The 16,167-nt window shown below is 36.0% G+C and carries 24 protein-coding genes and 1 pseudogene; 13 read left to right on the forward strand and 12 right to left on the reverse strand.

The window, feature by feature from the left end; all coding sequences use genetic code 11:
- Window positions 1–3: 3 nt before the first annotated feature.
- A complete protein-coding gene (locus ILS93_RS08770) occupies window positions 4–285 on the reverse strand; it encodes a YqhV family protein (RefSeq protein WP_000816054.1) in 282 nt (93 codons plus the stop codon).
- A gap of 177 nt (window positions 286–462) precedes the next feature.
- Between ILS93_RS08770 and ILS93_RS08775 the strand changes: the two genes are divergently transcribed.
- Complete coding sequence (locus ILS93_RS08775; protein WP_222660335.1) at window positions 463–1,041, forward strand: GNAT family N-acetyltransferase; 579 nt, start codon at window positions 463–465, stop codon at window positions 1,039–1,041.
- Complete coding sequence (locus ILS93_RS08780; RefSeq protein ID WP_064474824.1) at window positions 1,022–1,342, forward strand: hypothetical protein; 321 nt, start codon at window positions 1,022–1,024, stop codon at window positions 1,340–1,342. The genes ILS93_RS08775 and ILS93_RS08780 overlap by 20 nt, the downstream gene beginning before the upstream one ends.
- 35 nt (window positions 1,343–1,377) lie before the next feature.
- On the opposite strand, the gene efp is transcribed toward ILS93_RS08780, so the two are convergent.
- The 4 genes from efp to ILS93_RS08800 are packed head-to-tail and all read right to left on the reverse strand — an operon-like array spanning window position 1,378 to window position 4,004.
- A complete protein-coding gene (gene efp / locus ILS93_RS08785; RefSeq protein ID WP_000626521.1) occupies window positions 1,378–1,935 on the reverse strand; it encodes an elongation factor P in 558 nt (185 codons plus the stop codon).
- A 21-nt stretch (window positions 1,936–1,956) separates the two neighbouring features.
- Window positions 1,957–3,018, reverse strand: a complete 1,062-nt coding sequence (pepQ, locus tag ILS93_RS08790) for a Xaa-Pro dipeptidase (protein WP_064474823.1) — start codon at window positions 3,016–3,018, stop codon at window positions 1,957–1,959.
- Between the two features lie 4 nt (window positions 3,019–3,022).
- A complete protein-coding gene (gene aroQ, locus ILS93_RS08795) occupies window positions 3,023–3,463 on the reverse strand; it encodes a type II 3-dehydroquinate dehydratase (protein WP_000757087.1) in 441 nt (146 codons plus the stop codon).
- Between the two features lie 52 nt (window positions 3,464–3,515).
- Window positions 3,516–4,004, reverse strand: coding sequence for a YqhR family membrane protein (locus tag ILS93_RS08800; protein ID WP_142289410.1), 489 nt, complete (start codon window positions 4,002–4,004; stop codon window positions 3,516–3,518).
- Window positions 4,005–4,248: 244 nt separating this feature from the next.
- Between ILS93_RS08800 and ILS93_RS08805 the strand changes: the two genes are divergently transcribed.
- On the forward strand, window positions 4,249–5,169 hold the full coding sequence (locus ILS93_RS08805; protein ID WP_000807116.1) for a DUF1385 domain-containing protein: 921 nt from the start codon (window positions 4,249–4,251) through the stop codon (window positions 5,167–5,169).
- A 79-nt stretch (window positions 5,170–5,248) separates the two neighbouring features.
- A complete protein-coding gene (locus ILS93_RS08810; protein ID WP_001014467.1) occupies window positions 5,249–5,650 on the forward strand; it encodes an SA1362 family protein in 402 nt (133 codons plus the stop codon).
- On the opposite strand, the gene ILS93_RS08815 is transcribed toward ILS93_RS08810, so the two are convergent.
- From ILS93_RS08815 to splB, 3 genes and pseudogenes are all read right to left on the reverse strand, one after another.
- Complete coding sequence (locus ILS93_RS08815; protein WP_064474821.1) at window positions 5,647–6,309, reverse strand: HAD family hydrolase; 663 nt, start codon at window positions 6,307–6,309, stop codon at window positions 5,647–5,649. The two genes, ILS93_RS08810 and ILS93_RS08815, sit on opposite strands and share 4 nt — an antisense overlap.
- A 54-nt stretch (window positions 6,310–6,363) precedes the next feature.
- A complete protein-coding gene (gene mntR / locus ILS93_RS08820) occupies window positions 6,364–6,792 on the reverse strand; it encodes a transcriptional regulator MntR (RefSeq protein WP_001143071.1) in 429 nt (142 codons plus the stop codon).
- 144 nt (window positions 6,793–6,936) lie between these two features.
- Window positions 6,937–7,963 (reverse strand): annotated as a pseudogene (gene splB / locus ILS93_RS08825) (spore photoproduct lyase).
- Window positions 7,964–8,119: 156 nt separating this feature from the next.
- On the opposite strand from splB, the gene ILS93_RS08830 reads away from it, so the two are divergent.
- The 3 genes from ILS93_RS08830 to ILS93_RS08840 all read left to right on the forward strand — a co-directional run bounded on the left by ILS93_RS08830 (window position 8,120) and on the right by ILS93_RS08840 (window position 10,154).
- Window positions 8,120–8,437, forward strand: a complete 318-nt coding sequence (locus ILS93_RS08830; protein WP_000556083.1) for a PadR family transcriptional regulator — start codon at window positions 8,120–8,122, stop codon at window positions 8,435–8,437.
- 5 nt (window positions 8,438–8,442) lie between these two features.
- Window positions 8,443–9,114 carry a DUF1129 domain-containing protein gene (locus ILS93_RS08835; RefSeq protein ID WP_064474820.1) on the forward strand — a complete coding sequence of 224 codons (672 nt, stop codon included), beginning with the start codon at window positions 8,443–8,445 and terminating at the stop codon, window positions 9,112–9,114.
- A gap of 200 nt (window positions 9,115–9,314) precedes the next feature.
- On the forward strand, window positions 9,315–10,154 hold the full coding sequence (locus tag ILS93_RS08840; protein WP_222660337.1) for a hypothetical protein: 840 nt from the start codon (window positions 9,315–9,317) through the stop codon (window positions 10,152–10,154).
- A 27-nt stretch (window positions 10,155–10,181) separates the two neighbouring features.
- On the opposite strand, the gene ILS93_RS08845 is transcribed toward ILS93_RS08840, so the two are convergent.
- The gene (locus ILS93_RS08845) at window positions 10,182–11,018 is read right to left on the reverse strand and encodes a lipoate--protein ligase family protein (RefSeq protein WP_000514071.1); all 837 of its coding nucleotides are present in this window, start codon (window positions 11,016–11,018) and stop codon (window positions 10,182–10,184) included.
- A 170-nt stretch (window positions 11,019–11,188) separates the two neighbouring features.
- Here ILS93_RS08845 and ILS93_RS08850 point away from each other — a divergent pair, with 170 nt between their 5' ends.
- Window positions 11,189–11,572 carry a rhodanese-like domain-containing protein gene (locus ILS93_RS08850; RefSeq protein WP_000108656.1) on the forward strand — a complete coding sequence of 128 codons (384 nt, stop codon included), beginning with the start codon at window positions 11,189–11,191 and terminating at the stop codon, window positions 11,570–11,572.
- 39 nt (window positions 11,573–11,611) lie between these two features.
- On the opposite strand, the gene ILS93_RS08855 is transcribed toward ILS93_RS08850, so the two are convergent.
- Window positions 11,612–12,148, reverse strand: a complete 537-nt coding sequence (locus tag ILS93_RS08855) for a DNA polymerase III subunit delta (RefSeq protein WP_142289412.1) — start codon at window positions 12,146–12,148, stop codon at window positions 11,612–11,614.
- Between the two features lie 318 nt (window positions 12,149–12,466).
- On the opposite strand from ILS93_RS08855, the gene ILS93_RS08860 reads away from it, so the two are divergent.
- From ILS93_RS08860 to ILS93_RS08880, 5 genes are all read left to right on the forward strand, one after another.
- Window positions 12,467–13,444: a LacI family DNA-binding transcriptional regulator gene (locus ILS93_RS08860; RefSeq protein ID WP_064474818.1), complete on the forward strand. Its 978-nt coding sequence runs from the start codon at window positions 12,467–12,469 to the stop codon at window positions 13,442–13,444.
- A gap of 98 nt (window positions 13,445–13,542) precedes the next feature.
- On the forward strand, window positions 13,543–14,124 hold the full coding sequence (locus tag ILS93_RS08865; RefSeq protein ID WP_142289409.1) for a TetR/AcrR family transcriptional regulator: 582 nt from the start codon (window positions 13,543–13,545) through the stop codon (window positions 14,122–14,124).
- Window positions 14,125–14,195: 71 nt separating this feature from the next.
- A complete protein-coding gene (locus ILS93_RS08870; protein WP_222660339.1) occupies window positions 14,196–14,528 on the forward strand; it encodes a DMT family transporter in 333 nt (110 codons plus the stop codon).
- A gap of 1 nt (window position 14,529) precedes the next feature.
- Window positions 14,530–14,844, forward strand: coding sequence for a DMT family transporter (locus ILS93_RS08875; RefSeq protein WP_046956356.1), 315 nt, complete (start codon window positions 14,530–14,532; stop codon window positions 14,842–14,844).
- A gap of 15 nt (window positions 14,845–14,859) precedes the next feature.
- On the forward strand, window positions 14,860–15,117 hold the full coding sequence (locus ILS93_RS08880) for a DUF3975 family protein (RefSeq protein WP_064474817.1): 258 nt from the start codon (window positions 14,860–14,862) through the stop codon (window positions 15,115–15,117).
- Window positions 15,118–15,133: 16 nt separating this feature from the next.
- On the opposite strand, the gene ILS93_RS08885 is transcribed toward ILS93_RS08880, so the two are convergent.
- Together ILS93_RS08885 and ILS93_RS08890 are read right to left on the reverse strand one after the other, a co-directional pair.
- A complete protein-coding gene (locus ILS93_RS08885; RefSeq protein WP_142289408.1) occupies window positions 15,134–15,319 on the reverse strand; it encodes a hypothetical protein in 186 nt (61 codons plus the stop codon).
- Window positions 15,320–15,569: 250 nt separating this feature from the next.
- A complete protein-coding gene (locus ILS93_RS08890) occupies window positions 15,570–16,163 on the reverse strand; it encodes an ABC-2 transporter permease (protein ID WP_088048121.1) in 594 nt (197 codons plus the stop codon).
- Between the last annotated feature and the right edge of the window lie 4 nt (window positions 16,164–16,167).

The following is a 16,167-nucleotide window of genomic DNA, read 5'->3' on the forward strand; positions in this document are numbered from 1 at the left end:
TTACTATTTCAACAACGCGATAAAAATGCAGCCAATTCCAAGCGCTAGAAAAAAGAGTTTCAAGAAAGAAATCTCACTTGCCACACTCGCTATGCCTATTGTCATTGTTAAAATTAATACGGTCGGTCCAACAAACGCCAACATACCATTTATAAACAATGCTTTTTTCGCATCATTCACATAAAGCATAAGCAAAGCGGCGAATATTTCCGCGCTACCCGAAAACAACCGAAGTAACCCCATTACAAGCACGGATGTTTCCATTGCCGCTAGCCATTGTTTCATTCTCCCACCTTCTCCCATAACGGTTACTAGTGCTACATTCCAAAAAAGAATATATTTGTACAACCATATGCAGGGGTTGTCTATTTCAGAATTAAAAACACAACTTTTCTCTAACGATTTTATTAAATCTTAATATTAATTTTTTATGGTATATTTAATTTAAAAGGGGTATAGACGATGCAACACGTTACTTTAGTACCACTCGATTTACGCTATGCAAATGTGATTTTTAAGCTATCAAGTGATCCACACATAAAAAATGCATTAGGAATAACAGTAGAAAAGATCGAAGACACGAAAGCATTTCTTCTTTTCGCAATAGAAGAAGAGCGCCAAAAGAGATCTTTATCGAGAATGATTGTAAATGAAGAAAACGAAATAATTGGTCTCACCACACTTAAACATATTAATTTTGAGAAGAAACAATCTCATATTGGTAGTTGGCTCGGCTATCAATACTGGGGAAAAGGATATAATGAGGCTGCTAAAAAAGAAATCTTTAAAATTGCTTTTTTGGACTTACAACTTTCCTACGTATTTGCTGGCGCTAAAACGAATAATGTCCGCTCGTTAAAAGCACAAGAAAAACTGCCTTATATTTCATTGCATGTGGAAGATAGATTCCCTGGTGAACATTCTACCTTAGAGAATGAAGTAAAATCTTCTTGTGTACTACATGTCGTGTCACGTGAAAAATTTCTAAATTGGCTAGACCTACAAAAGGAGAAGGAAAAATATGAAGGTAGTAAAAATTAGTTTAACAGTCGTAGTAGAATTAGCTCTTATTTATCTTTTTTCAATAATAGTCGGTTGGTCATTTATGGAGACCTTTTTCCTTGGTAGCTTAGCGATATTTGCAATTACATGGCTAATTATTATGAGTAATCATAGAAACAACATTACGGATCACGCAATAAGTAAAACATTAACTGGTGTTGAGACTGGCGAAATAAAACCATTTCAAATCGTTTTCACTCCATATATGGCGGGTACTCTTTCACTTGTTTTAGTTAGTTTTATTATCACCGCTATTTACTACCTACCCTATTTCCTATAAAAAAAGCACTCGTGATCATCACGAGTGCTTTTCTACTATGCACGAGAAACGTATTTACCTTCACCAGTGTTGATGATAAGCATTTCGCCTTCGTTAATGAAAATTGGTACTTGTACAACAAGACCAGTTTCTAATGTAGCTGGTTTTGTTACGTTAGAAGCTGTATCACCTTTAATACCAGGCTCTGTTTCTGACACTTTTAATTCAACTGTGTTCGGAAGTTCAACACCAAGTACTTCATCTTGGTATGTCATAATAGATACTTCCATGTTTTCTTTTAGGAATTTAAGTTCGCGCTCGATTTGGTTTTCACCAAGTTCGATTTGCTCGTAAGTTCCGTTATCCATAAATACGTGAGACTCACCGCTCGCGTATAAGTATTGCATACGACGGTTTTCGATGTGTGCTTTTTCTACTTTTTCACCTGCACGGAATGTTTTCTCTTGAACAGATCCTGTGCGAAGGTTACGTAGTTTAGAGCGAACGAATGCAGCACCTTTACCTGGCTTTACGTGTTGGAAATCCATTACTTGCCAAAGGGCATTGTCCACTGAAATTGTTAAACCTGTACGAAAATCGTTTACTGAAATCATGTAAAAAAATCCTCCTGTATATTACAAAATAATAAGTTCTTTTGGTGATTTCGTAATTACTTCATTACCTTCACTTGTTACAATGATATCATCTTCAATACGTACGCCGCCAATACCTGGAATATAAATACCTGGTTCTACTGTTACAGCCATTCCTGGTTCAAGTACTGTATCAGAACGGAACGCTAAACCTGGTGCTTCATGGATTTCAAGACCAATTCCATGACCAGTAGAGTGTCCGAAGTATTCACCATATCCTTTTTCAGTTATGTAATCGCGCGTTAACGCATCCGCTTCACGGCCTGTTAAACCAGCTTTAATACCGTTCACACCACGTAGTTGTGCTTCTAAAACGATATTATAAATTTCTTTTAATTTATCAGATGGTTCACCAACTGCAATCGTACGAGTAATATCAGAGCAATATCCTTTATAATAAGCGCCGAAGTCTAATGTAACGAAATCTCCTGTTTCTATCACTTTTTCAGATGCCACGCCGTGCGGTAATGCCGAACGAAGACCTGAAGCAACGATAATATCAAACGAAGAAGATGTTGCTCCTTGTTTTCTCATGAAAAATTCAAGTTCATTTGACACTTCAATTTCAGATACTCCCGGGCGAATGAATGATAGAATATGTTCAAAGGCAGCATCTGCAATCTGTGCAGCTTCCTTTAATATCTTAATCTCTGAATCAGTCTTTATCAAGCGTAACTTTTCTACAAGCCCAGAAGTTGGGATAAATTCAGCATCGATCGCTTCTTTATGTGTTGAATAAGAACTATATGTAAGAGTATCTTGCTCAAAGCCAAGCTTTTGAATTCCCAGTTCCTTCACTTGCTTTGCAACTTCATCAATGATTAATCCTGCATGCTGTACAATCTCGTATCCAACCGCTTGTTTACTAGCCTGCTCTACATAGCGGAAATCTGTAATAAATTGAGCACGTTTTTTCGAAATCAGTACAACACCAGCTGTTCCTGTGAAGTTTGCCATATATCTACGACTATGTTCATTTGTTAACAAAATACCGTCAATACCAGCCTCATCAAATGCGCTTCTTACTCTTTCGATTTTCTCCATTACTTTATGCCTCCCTCAATTTCTCCATTAATGCAAATAACGCTAACTTATAGCCATAAAAACCAAATCCAACAATTTGTCCCGCACAAACAGCTGCCGTCACAGATTCATGACGGAACGACTCACGCTGATGAATGTTAGAAATATGTACTTCAATAACAGGAATCGAAATGCTCGCAATTGCATCTCGAATCGCATAGCTATAATGCGTAAATGCTCCAGGATTTAAAATGATCCCTTCATATATATCTTCCGCCTCATGAATACGATCGATAATCGCACCTTCATGATTCGATTGGAAACATTCTAACTCCACTCCCATTGTTTCTGCTTCTTGCTTCATATCTGCTTCAAGTGTCGCTAGCGTGCCCTTTCCATATACATTTACCTCTCTGACACCGAGGCGATTTAGGTTAGGACCGTTTACGAGGAGTACCTTTTTCATATGCTTAAAACTCCTTAATATTAAATATCTATACAACATTTTAACATAGGAGTTACTTGTTTGAATAGTTCGTCTTCTCTTCCCCTTCTTGCTCGGCCTTATTGGTATTTACTGCGTAAGAAACAGAGTATGCAATAAACACACCATACAATATAAAAATACATATCGTCGTCACAAGTGTTTCTTTCGGTAAATGGAGTGCGCTTTTAATAGCAGGCGCTATTAACCCCATTCCGAAAAATAGTAACGCCCACCAAAATAGCCCATAAATCATCCCTGGAAGAATTCCTTCAAACTTTGCCAAAAACGCTTTATACAAAAAGGCAATTAAAATCGAAAGTAGTCCCATACAAACAATTCCTGACACATTGCCCCATACCCCTTCTTTCCAGCTTCCAAAGGCAAATGGTAAAAGTAAATAGTTCGGTCCCGCTTCCGTAAATGAAAATATATGAAGGAAATACCATATCCCCCCCCAAAAGATTCCACCAAATAAACCAATTTGTACAAAATTCCTTGTTCCTAATTGTTCTTGACTCACATCGACACCTCCGCTCAATAGTATGCCCGAAACTATTTTGAACCATGTTTAAATACTGCGAAATTTGTCTATAAAAAGAATAAGAAATGTCCGACTCTCGTAACATTTTTTCTTGTCATATACTTGTATTTGTCGATAAAATAAAGGAAACTCGGTGATTGTCTTATTTCAAAACGACAGAACCCAGTATGACAATTGCCTCTTTTTCTACATAAGAGAGAAACAAATACAGGTTGGTGTTAACATGGCAGAAGAGTCAAAACAAATATATGGCGGGCAAGCAGTCATAGAAGGAGTTATGTTTGGCGGTAGAGAATATACTGTTACAGCGGTTCGTCGTAAAGATAAATCGATTGAATTTTATCGATTACCACGCGTTCGTAATAAAGCATTATCTATCCTGAAAAAAATTCCATTTTTACGAGGGATTGCCGCTATTGTGGATGCAAGTGCGAATGGAGCAAAACATTTAAACTTTGCTTCAGAACGATTTGATGTCCACCCAGAAGAAGACGAACAAATCGCAAATAACAAAGAAGAACAATCGAAATTAACGATGGTATTAGGAGTTGCAGCAGTTGGTGTTTTATCTTTCATATTTGGTAAAGTCATTTTCACAGCAGTTCCTGCACTACTAGCTGAATTAACGAGACCGATTTTCCCCTCTCATACAGGGCAAATCATTGTCGAAAGTGTCATTAAGCTCATGCTATTATTGAGCTATATATACTTTATTTCTTTAACCCCACTTATTAAGCGGGTATTTCAGTACCATGGTGCGGAGCATAAAGTAATTAATGCCTATGAGAATAACCTTCCAATGACTGTAGAAAATGTGCAAAAACAAACTCGCCTTCATTATCGCTGTGGCAGTAGCTTTATTATATTTACAGTCATTATTGGAATGTTTGTTTATTTCCTTGTCCCTACAGATCCACTTTGGGCCAGAGTCGTAAACCGAATTTTATTAATTCCAGTCGTTCTCGGCATTTCTTTCGAAGTGTTACAATTTACAAATCGATTACGCGATATTCCAGTATTACGCATACTTGGATATCCCGGATTATGGCTGCAACTGTTAACAACGAAAGAACCAACAGATGATCAAGTGGAAGTAGCCATTGCATCGTTTGAAGAATTATTACGTTTAGAAAACAAACAATAATTATTTAAAATTGGTGTTCAACTCCTTTCCTCATCGTTAATATACTAATTTTAATATATGTTTTTAGGAGGTGTCCCTTATGAACGGTCGTTCGTTTACATTCGCTATAGTTATGCTTATTATCGGATTAGCAATATTCGGCCTTGTTTCATCTGTCATTACAAATCCAATGGGTGTATTAAGAAATATCGGGTACATGTTACTTGTTGTCGGTATCTTTTATTTGCTATACAAGATGTTTACAAATTCTAGTGGTTCTGCAAATTCGCAAAGCTCTTATAAGCGTGCAGCGAAACAATCGAACCGCAAACATGGGAAACAAAATGTAGCACCCCTAAGCAATTCTTTCTTGAAATCCAACGCTTCTAATGACAAAGGTAAGAAAGGCGCTCCTTCCACTTTGAAGCGAAAAAGAAAACAATCTCATTTAACTGTCATTGAAGGTAAAAAAAACAAAAAGAAAGACCGTGCTTCCTTTTAGGAAATACGGTCTTTCTTTATATTTTGCAGTACTTCTTTCAAACTTTTATCTTTCATACTTTCAATTCGAAGGTGATGATTTTCAAATGGTAAATTCCTTGTCACATCATTAGGTACAACAACGCACTTTAATCCTGCTGCAATCGCTGCTTTTAATCCGTTTAACGAGTCTTCAAATACAACAGCTTCAGACGGATCAATTCCTAAATCTTCTATCGCAATTCGATAAAGTGCTGGATCCGGTTTTACCTTCTCAACATCTTCCCTTGTTTTAATGACTTCAAAATAATCTCGAATTTGTAGCTCTTCCAAAAAAGAAGTAACCCATTCTCTAGATGAACTGGAAGCTAATGCGATTTTCAATCCCATTTCTTTCGCTTCCTCTAAATATTCTTTTACCCCGTCACGAGCTTCTGGTATTTTCATTTTCTCTTTATGTAAAGTTTTCACTTTTTCTTTTAATGCATCCTTGTTAAACTTCTCTTTTAATTGCTCATTTAAATATGCGTAAAGCACATCGTCTGTCGTTCCAATACATTTCGCAAATTCCGTTAAAGGTAACTCCCCACCGTACTCACGAACAGCGTCTCTGAAAGAGTGAAACCATATTGTTTCTGTGTCTACAATTAATCCATCAAAATCAAAAATAATTGCTTTCATAATTTCCCCATCCTTTTCGGTTGAAATAAAAAAGGAAACGACATACGTTCCCCCTTAATTACTTTTCTCTTCATTTGCTTTTTGAACGCCACGAAGTGTTTCCACTCGAACCTCATCTTGTTCAAAATATTGCACTAGATCACCAATGCGGTCAATTGCTTCCCAACTTAAATGATGTTCAATTCCTTCTACATCATTGTAAATTTTACTTTCATCCAAACCGATAATACGCATAAATTGCTCTAGCAAGTCATGACGATATACGAGACGTTCTCCGATTTTTTTACCTTTTGATGTTAATACAAGCCCTCTATATTTTTCATAAATTAGATATTCATCTTTGTCTAATTTTTGCACCATTTTCGTTACAGAGGATGGATGTACACTCAGCGCTTCAGCAATATCAGATACGCGGGCATAACCCTTTTCATCAATCAACAAATAAATTTGTTCAATATAATCTTCCATACTAGGGGTAGGCATCGGTTTCCTCCATCCAATTTCATTTTGCTCATTCCGTACGAAGCAATCAATAAAATGATACACCAGAAAGAATAACGTGACAAGTTGAAAACAAGCCTAAATATTTAAAAGAAAAAAGAACTTGCATTCCAATACAAGTTCTTTTCATGTAAAATATTGAATTTCTGCGTTAGGAAAAAAGTGATGAATATATCCTCTAATCGTTTCTTCCAATACTTCTGCATCATCTTTTTTATATACGTATTTCCCGATGCCATATCGTCCCCATTTATATTTGCGCTTCTCTTCATCCATTTCAAGCTTCGTATTCGGATAACGCTCTTGAATGACCTTTTTTGCTGGTTTTGTAAAGCGATGTTGAATTAATTCAAATGTTAAATTCGGTATCGACAAATCTTTTAGCGCATTGTACAGTCGCTCAAATAGTTCACGATATCCTTCTTCCCATCCTTCATGCATATTAAAGTGGTGCAACTATAAACCCAAGTGGATAACCCGCACCTGCTACTTTACGAGCCGCTTCAATTCGTTCTTCAAAAGGTGATGTCCCCGGCTCAAAATTTTTGATTACATACCGTGAATTAATACTAAATCGAAAACGAGTTTTCCCATTATGTTTTGCATCTAATAAATGATCAACGTGCGAATATTTCGTAACGAAACGTAAACGCCCATGCTCACTTTCTCCAATGAATTCAATCGCCCGCTTTAATGCATGTGTTAAATGATCAATTCCAACAATATCTGATGTACAAGCCGCTTCAAACCTTGTTATTTCTGGTGCTCTTTCATCCATATACTGCTTTGCCTTCTCAAATATTTCATCAAGATTGACATACACGCGAACGTAAGGCTTACTCCCAAGTGTCGTTTGCAAATAGCAATAATGACAATGTCCCATACACCCCGTTGCGAGCGGGATTGCATATTCAGCTGACGGTTTTGACGTATCAAACTTTAATGTTTTCCTCACCCCAACGACAAGTGTTGCCTTTGCATTACGATACTTTTGCAAATCATTTTCACCTGGCAAATTTCTAATTTGATTATGGGATGTCATTTCACGAATTTCTAATCCCATCTTCGTAAACTTCTCATACAGCTCTTTTCCAAGCGGATATTCGAGTGCCTTCGGTTCAAAGTAAACGAGTTTTGGCATAAATGGTTTCATATGCTTCCCTCCTCTCGTTAGTATGGGAAACGATGAAGAATTAACACTCATTAAAGTTTTCCACTTCAGTAACTTGCGTTGCAAGTTACTGAATGTTATAATTTGGATAACAGCTACCTTGCAACGCAAGTTACCTGAGTAAAAGGTGGTGAAATCATGCACAGCCAAATGTTAAAAGGTGTGCTCGAAGGTTGCATCCTATACATCATTTCACAAGAAGAAGTGTACGGATATGAACTGAGTACAAAATTAAATAAACACGGATTTACATTCGTAAGTGAAGGAAGCATATATCCGTTATTGTTACGTATGCAAAAAGAAAAATTGATTGAAGGAACATTAAAAGCTTCCTCACTCGGTCCAAAGCGAAAATATTATCACGTAACCGACAAAGGATTAGAGCAGCTTGAAGAGTTTAAACAAAGTTGGGGAATGGTTTCAACTACGGTGAACAATTTATTACAAGGGGAGTGATAGGGATGAATGCACAAGACATGATTGAATTGAATAATAAAAAACGTGAGCTTCTAACTTCCGAAAACGAAACTGCTTATGGCGATATGCTAGTATATCTTCGATTATCTAATGTACCCGAACATCAAGTAGAAGAACTTTTATTAGAAATATTAGACCATCTTATCGAAGCACAAGCAGAAAATAAAAGTGCTTACGACATTTTCGGTAATGATTTACAATCTTATTGCGATGAACTTATATCAGCTTTGCCTGTCCAAACAAAATTAGAAAAAACTTCTTTAATCGGTTTTGTTATTAGCTTACTTCTTGCTATACAGTTTGGAATCGATGCAATTGTTTCCTTTTTCATTTTAATCTTTGAAAATAATGTAGAACAATTCACCCCAGCTTTTAGTATCCCTGGAACTATTTTGTCTGTTTCACTCATTATTCTAGGAATACTGCTTATTTTATATTTATTAAAGCGTTACTCCTTTGATCAAAAAATAAATTGGAAAAGACGAATTCTATTCGGGCTCGCTTTTGCTACTCCATTTTGTTCAGCTATATTCGTAAATATTTATTTTAGAAAACAACCTTACCTTATTTATCATCTAACCTTTTGGCAAAACGCCTTAATCGCTATCTTATTTTTTATTTTATATAAATTACTATACAAAAAATCAAATTTTTAACAGCCTTTCAAAAGGCTGTTTTTCTTCTGTCTAATTTTACAAATTGAAAAATTTCATAAAGAAAATAAGAAAAATGCAAAATAATTAAAGTTAATTGTTGACGTGATGCTTTTATTATCGGTATCATAAATCTTCGTGAGCAATTATTTTTCGTTATACGATTTTTTTATTATTACTGAATTTTTGAGAGGAGAAATTAAATGTCAGTTAAGAAGAAAACGCAAGTACGCACCGGCAAAATGGTACGTGAACTAATGTTAGCAGACGAAGATGTAAATGCTTCGCTAATTATGGTATATAGTGAAAACGGTGTAAACGCAGAAATTAAAATCGAGGGCTTAACGCCGAAATGTAACGAAGAATTATTTTTGAGCGGAAACGTGGATTGGAACAAGAGTGTTATTTATAAAATTGTTGATTTCACTGGGAACGCTGAAGTTGGTAAAGTTACATTAACAGCGATGAACAAAAATAATGTTTCTCTAGAAGTTGAACGCGTTATGTGGAGCAAAGAGAATAAAGAAGCTGCTGAGCAAGAAGAAACTGTTGTAGAAGCTACTCCGAAAAAAGAAGTAGTTGTAGAAGCTCCAAAAGCAGTTGCACCTGCTCCAAAACCTGTTACGCGAGTAGAAACACCTGCAGCACCTAAACCTACTCCGGTACCGACACCGAAGCCAGTAAGTGTAGAAGCAGCTGTGGAACTATCTACTCCAGCACCTGTGAAAAAAGCAGCACCAACTCCAGTTACAAAGCAAGAGACAGCACAGGTCGCTCCTGCAAAACCGAAGCAACCTGCTTTGACTGAAACAAATACAAAACTACAAGAAAATTATGTTAAACTTGTGAAAAAGACAATTGAAGTTTGTCAAGATTACGAGCTTGGCATCGACATAGATGATTCTATTGAAAGCTTAAAAAAAGAACTACAAAGCCAAGGTATTAGCGTTACATTTGACAAAGAAATTATGGACGTTGTAAATCGCCTTCGTTCTTTACAAGATAAAGGAATCAAAGTAGAAAAAGTACTTAATTTACTATAAAAAATAAGAGGTGGCAATTGCCACCTCTTATTTTTTATAATTCCATTCCTTACTTTCATACTTCTCTTTTGCTAATGTTTGCACTTCATGTAACTGTTCTTCTGTTAATTCATACGGAACAAGCTCTACATCTAATCCTTTTTCAAACCCAACCTCAAACGCTTTAATTAACTGTTCGATTGTAAACGTACGGTCTGTTAATTCATTAATTGCTACCGCTTTAGAAGAGAACATACTCTTCATACGCTCTTTTACACGTTCATTCGGGAATAAAAACAGATCGTATAATTCATCTAAATCTATTTCTAACGGAATCGATCCGTGCTGTAAAATCACACCTTTTTGACGTGTTTGAGCACTACCTGCGATTTTTCTTCCTTCTACTACAATTTCATACCAAGACGGTGCATCAAAGCATACTCCTGAACGTGGATTTTTTAAATTTTCACGGTCTGCTTCTGTTTTTGGAACTGCATAATATGCTTCTAATCCTAATGCCTTAAAACCGTCTAATAAACCTTGCGAAATAATACGATACGCTTCTGTAACTGTTTTTGGCATATTTGGATGATCTTCAGACACAATAACACTGTACGTTAATTCTTTATCATGTAGTACACCCCTGCCGCCTGTTTGACGACGAACGAATCCATATTTCTTTTCGTTAACTACATCCATATTAATATCTTTTTCAACACGCTGGAAATACCCAACTGTTAATGTTGGTACTTCCCATTCATAAAAACGAATGGTTGGTGGCATTTTCTTTTCACTTTGCCAATTTAATAAACATTCATCTAACGCCATATTAAATGCCGGTGAACATTGACCAGAGTTAATATAACACCATTTTTCTTTTCCCATCCTGCACCTCATATAACCAATTATTTTTCACATTCTCTAGTCTACCAAATTCGACAAAATTTGTGAAAGAATACGAAATTTCTTCTTATATGCAAATGAATCTGTTGCATAAATACATACGGGCATTATAATATTGAAAGTAGGATAAGAAAAAAGGGAGCGATAGAACCGTGTCAACAACTTGGATTATTTTATTAGCCGTAATCGTAGCGTTCATCGGCTACACTGTATGGATGTATTTCTATCAGAGAAAATTAATTAAAACACTTTCAGAAGAAGAGTTTCGCGCTGGCTACCGCAAAGCACAGCTTATCGATATTCGCGAAGCAGACGAATATACTGCAGGACATATTTTAGGCGCACGTAACATTCCATTATCACAAATTCGCCTTCGTCATAAAGAACTTCGCAAAGATCAACCAGTTTACTTATACTGCCAAAGCGGATTCCGTACTGGTCGTGCAGCTCAATACTTAAAGAAACAAGGCTACAAAGATTTCTACCAATTACAAGGTGGATTCAAAACGTGGACTGGAAAAATTAAAAAGAAATAATAACATACAAAAACTAGCTGAATCATTCAGCTAGTTTTTTCATTCCATATTATTCGCAATGTATACTAAATTTTGCTTAATCACATCTTTATCATTCTCTTGCACATTACGATACAGCAGCTGATATTCAAGTCCTTTCTCTTTCCAAATAAGCGTAGCGAATTCATCTCCTCGCCCAGAGTCATCCTTATTTTTAAAATAAGCGAATGCTCCACTATTCAATTTCATTTGTTCTTGAAATCGCTTCTCTTCCACGAGATCTGGAAAACTATAAGGAAAGTTTGCAACATTTAACTCAATATACTCATTTCTATCTGGCTCCTGCTGTTTATATTTAATCATTAAGACAGCGTTCTTCTTCCCAATCGTTCTGACTTCCCCCTTCACATCACTCGTAATGTCATACGGTAAAAACGCCGGAACTTTAAATTTCACTGGAAAATATTTCGGAAGCTCCTTTAGTGGAATAGGAGCCGTAACACGATCCATAGCTCCCCCTGTTGTTCCCACAAAGTTTTTTTCTTCTTGCATCGTTTGCTGAAACGAACATGAACTTAGCACTAGACTAGAAAACACGAAACAAATGATTCTTTTTTTCAATTTGTTTCCGCCCTTTCATACCGCTATCTTTATGAATGAAGTGTTTATATGCTATTCATATTCGCTTCATTAACAAACTCCCCCTTTGAAAACTTTCCACGTTATTCTCACACATTTTGACAAAACTTCTTTTATAGACGCAAAAAAGCCCCCTATCATTCTTACGCCCAAATAAAAAGGTTACGCGAATAAAAAGAAGCCTTACTTATAACATAGTTTGTGAAAAGCTTTTCAGGTCAAGATTTTTTCATTCTTATTATTTTCCCTTTATAATAAAGGAAAGAGGTGATACATATGGCCAATATAAAACAAATTGCAAAAACCGCTGGTGTATCCATATCAACTGTTTCCCGCGTCCTTAATAATCACCCTTACGTAAAAGAAGAAAAACGTAAGCGTGTTCTAGATGCTGTTGAAGAATTGAACTATGCAAAAAATATAAATGCTATTCATTTAATAAAGGGAAAAACATATACAATCGGGGTTATGCTCCCCTTCATTAATCTTCCATACTTCAGTACCATTATTGAAGGAATCGGAAACGAAGCGTTAGCAGCTGGATATCACATTAATTTATGTCAAACAAATTACGATAGCCTCGAAGAGATTCGTGTTCTTGAAATGATGAAAATGAAACAATTCGATGGAATGATTATTTGCTCTCGAACGAGTTCTTGGGAACAAATTGAACCTTTCGCAAAATTTGCCCCTATTATTTCATGTGAAAAGATGAAGCATCCCCTCATTTCATCCGTCTACGTAGATCACTATGAAGGCTTCCGTCTCGGCACTGCCTATTTACTCAGTAAAGGCCATGAAAAAATCGGAATCTGTTTAGCAAGAAAAACGAGTGCAAATTCTATGGAGCGCGAAAAAGCATTTGCTGATACGCTTCATAACGAAGGTAAAACGGTACATCCAGATTGGATTTTTCATCAATGCTATACGATGCAGGATGGTGCAAAAATACTTCATCGCATTTTAAACATGAAAAATCGCCCAACCGCTATTTTTACAGCGAACGATCAAGTTGCAGCTGGTTTATTAACAGAGGCGCGAAAGCATAGTATTCGAGTCCCTGAAGAACTTGCTATCCTTGGATTTGATAATCATGAAATTTCAAAGGCGTTAGAAATTTCAACAATTGAGCATCCCGGCCTTACAATGGGCTCACATGCTTTTTCTTTATTCCATAAACAAATCCAAAGCGAGCAAATTGCCGGGAATGCAGAAGAGCTTTCATTCCATTTAATTGAGCGAGATACTGTCTGAAAAAAGAGCGTTACCTATAGCGCTCTTTTTCAGCTCTTCACCTATTGACTTTATATTTCCCATCTCATATAATGAACCTAACGAACGGTAGGTAGGGGATGAAAATGACAGCAAACCGCATTAAAGCTGTAGCACTTTCTCATTTCGCACGCTACGGCTATGAAGGAACTTCATTGGCAAATATTGCTCAAGAAGTCGGGATTAAAAAACCATCGATTTACGCACACTTTAAAGGAAAAGAAGAGCTATATTTTATATGCTTAGAATCCGCTCTTCAAAAAGATTTACAGAGCTTCACAGACGATATCGAAAAATTTTCAAATTCGTCTACTGAAGAATTGCTCTTACAGTTACTAAAGGGCTACGCAAAACGATTTGGTGAAAGTGAAGAATCAATGTTTTGGTTACGAACTTCCTATTTTCCGCCTGATGCATTCCGCGTACAAATTATCGAAAAAGCGAATGCACACATTGAAAACGTCGGAAAACTTTTATTCCCTATATTTAAACAGGCAAACGAGCAAAGTGAACTGCATAACATTGAAGTAAAAGACGCTCTAGAAGCTTTTCTATGCTTACTGGACGGACTTATGGTTGAACTACTATTTGCAGGTTTAAATCGCTTTGGGACTCGTTTAAACGCCTCTTGGCAAGTATTTTGGCGAGGTCTTTCAAACTGACGGATTGCTCCTTTGCAATGCGTCGTTTTTAAGCCCTTTACCTAACGACTGGTAGGAAGGAGAAATGACATATGGCATGGATTTATGTAATCATAGCTGGTATTATTGAAATCTTTTGGGTGATTGGACTTAAAAAAGCGGAGGCACCACTCGAATGGGCTGGTGTTGCGTTATTAATTATAATTAGTTTCGTCTTATTATTTAGAGCTTATAAAGATTTACCTGTCGGCACTGTATACGCAGTCTTTACAGGAATTGGAGCTGGTGGGATCGTTCTTACAGAGATTTTCGTCTTCGGAGAACCTTTCTCTATTGTAAAAGTTCTATTAATTGGTTTAATCTTCTTCGGAGTAATTGGGCTAAAACGAGTAACAGAAGAAAAAGAAGCGAAGGAGGCCGCATAAAATGGCTTGGTTATTTTTAATTCTAGCTGGTATTTGTGAAATTATTGGTGTACTCTTTATGAAAGTAGCCACTGAAAAGAAAGGCTGGGCACCAAAAGTTATTTTAATCGCTAACTTCGGCGTAAGTTTCTTCTTCTTATCCCTTGCGATGAACACGTTACCGATGGGAACTGCTTACGCGATTTGGACTGGAATCGGAACTGCGGGAAGTGCACTTCTAGGTATTCTTATTTTCCGCGAATCAGCGGATTGGCGTCGTCTTGCCTTCTTAAGTTGCATTCTATGCGGCGCTGTTGGCTTAAAACTATTAAGCTAACGTGAGGTGAATGTCATGTGGAAAGAAAAAGGAAAACAAATGTTAGCATGGATTACACTTGGAATTGTCATTCTATTACAAATCAGTTTTCATATAATAGAATGGTTGTTTCATAAAGTAGTATCCATTCTTACCTTCCTTCCTAGCATGGCACTTGAAATTGCATCTATTGCTTGGTCAGTTATTGCCTCCATTGCAATCGTCATTATATGGAGTATCGCCAAACTATGGAATAAATTATTTAAAAAGGACATTACTTCTGAAAAAGAGTAACTGTCCTTTTTTATATTCATTCAGACTTCCTGTAGAAGTTTGATGCGATAAGACAAAGAAGACCAATTATAACAATACTTACACCAATTCCTTTATGCAAATTAGGAAATGGTGATGGTATATCTGAGTAAAAATTTGCTAATATGAGACCGATTGAAAATAAAAGTACTCCTATTCTATATAACCATTTTCTTTTGTTCATCATTCTCCCTCCTAAAATTTTTCATACACTCCTTTCTTTTGGACATACTACCTAAAAAAGGAGTGAATAATATGCAAAATTCTATACATAAGCAGATCCTATTTTTATTTTTCCTCTTTCTCATTCTCGTTATCGTTTTCAGCTTTATATTACATACTCCAAAAGATGTTGTACCGAATAGCCTCTCTGTTTATAAACTCTTACTTTCATATTGTCGTTATTGAAGAAGGTGCCTTATATAAGGCACCTTTTAAAATTCTCTTTTCTCATACAATTTCACTGAAACGAAGATAGATATTATAAACATGCATATTGAACTAACGAATAACACGCTGTTATATAATTGAATTTGTTCCATGCTGACTTCAAAGAACATAGTACCAATTGCTGTCGGTGCTATTAGTATGAATAGCGTAATTAAAGAAGCTTTTTTATAGCCAAACCAAAACAATATCGGTAAAACAATGCTTAAATATATAAAAACAAAGCCAGAAATCATAATTACTGTTGTCGTTATAAATTCAAAAGTTCCATCTTCAAATCGATTGATTACTACAGGACTAGACACTATCATACTTATAATAAAAATAATAAGTGCCATTATGTATTTAGCTAATACGATTTCCTTTCTCGCTAGCGGTAAACTATTTACTATTACTTCACTATTATATTTTTTATCGTCATTAAATGTTTTTAAAATTGCTATTACTGGAATTATAGCTGACATAATCATGTAAAAACTTTTAATATCTATTAATGTCATATACAAGAAAAGAGGATACATTAAGTGCCATATTAAATACTTCCATTGCACGATAAAGTCTTTTATTATAAGTTGCTTCACGATC

The organism is Bacillus sp. 16GRE42 (assembly GCF_019837435.1).
Taxonomy (GTDB): domain Bacteria; phylum Bacillota; class Bacilli; order Bacillales; family Bacillaceae_G; genus Bacillus_A; species Bacillus_A wiedmannii.

Excerpts from the sequence above, each read along its gene's own strand:
- ILS93_RS08770 (WP_000816054.1), bottom strand. The coding sequence starts at position 285 with ATGAAACAATGGCTAGCGGCAATGGAAACATCCGTGCTTGTAATGGGG.
- ILS93_RS08775 (WP_222660335.1), top strand. The coding sequence starts at position 463 with ATGCAACACGTTACTTTAGTACCACTCGATTTACGCTATGCAAATGTG.
- ILS93_RS08780 (WP_064474824.1), top strand. The coding sequence starts at position 1,022 with ATGAAGGTAGTAAAAATTAGTTTAACAGTCGTAGTAGAATTAGCTCTT.
- efp (WP_000626521.1), bottom strand. The coding sequence starts at position 1,935 with ATGATTTCAGTAAACGATTTTCGTACAGGTTTAACAATTTCAGTGGAC.
- pepQ (WP_064474823.1), bottom strand. The coding sequence starts at position 3,018 with ATGGAGAAAATCGAAAGAGTAAGAAGCGCATTTGATGAGGCTGGTATT.
- aroQ (WP_000757087.1), bottom strand. The coding sequence starts at position 3,463 with ATGAAAAAGGTACTCCTCGTAAACGGTCCTAACCTAAATCGCCTCGGT.
- ILS93_RS08805 (WP_000807116.1), top strand. The coding sequence starts at position 4,249 with ATGGCAGAAGAGTCAAAACAAATATATGGCGGGCAAGCAGTCATAGAA.
- ILS93_RS08810 (WP_001014467.1), top strand. The coding sequence starts at position 5,249 with ATGAACGGTCGTTCGTTTACATTCGCTATAGTTATGCTTATTATCGGA.
- ILS93_RS08815 (WP_064474821.1), bottom strand. The coding sequence starts at position 6,309 with ATGAAAGCAATTATTTTTGATTTTGATGGATTAATTGTAGACACAGAA.
- mntR (WP_001143071.1), bottom strand. The coding sequence starts at position 6,792 with ATGCCTACCCCTAGTATGGAAGATTATATTGAACAAATTTATTTGTTG.
- ILS93_RS08830 (WP_000556083.1), top strand. The coding sequence starts at position 8,120 with ATGCACAGCCAAATGTTAAAAGGTGTGCTCGAAGGTTGCATCCTATAC.
- ILS93_RS08835 (WP_064474820.1), top strand. The coding sequence starts at position 8,443 with ATGAATGCACAAGACATGATTGAATTGAATAATAAAAAACGTGAGCTT.
- ILS93_RS08840 (WP_222660337.1), top strand. The coding sequence starts at position 9,315 with ATGTCAGTTAAGAAGAAAACGCAAGTACGCACCGGCAAAATGGTACGT.
- ILS93_RS08845 (WP_000514071.1), bottom strand. The coding sequence starts at position 11,018 with ATGGGAAAAGAAAAATGGTGTTATATTAACTCTGGTCAATGTTCACCG.
- ILS93_RS08860 (WP_064474818.1), top strand. The coding sequence starts at position 12,467 with ATGGCCAATATAAAACAAATTGCAAAAACCGCTGGTGTATCCATATCA.
- ILS93_RS08865 (WP_142289409.1), top strand. The coding sequence starts at position 13,543 with ATGAAAATGACAGCAAACCGCATTAAAGCTGTAGCACTTTCTCATTTC.
- ILS93_RS08870 (WP_222660339.1), top strand. The coding sequence starts at position 14,196 with ATGGCATGGATTTATGTAATCATAGCTGGTATTATTGAAATCTTTTGG.
- ILS93_RS08875 (WP_046956356.1), top strand. The coding sequence starts at position 14,530 with ATGGCTTGGTTATTTTTAATTCTAGCTGGTATTTGTGAAATTATTGGT.
- ILS93_RS08880 (WP_064474817.1), top strand. The coding sequence starts at position 14,860 with ATGTGGAAAGAAAAAGGAAAACAAATGTTAGCATGGATTACACTTGGA.
- ILS93_RS08885 (WP_142289408.1), bottom strand. The coding sequence starts at position 15,319 with ATGAACAAAAGAAAATGGTTATATAGAATAGGAGTACTTTTATTTTCA.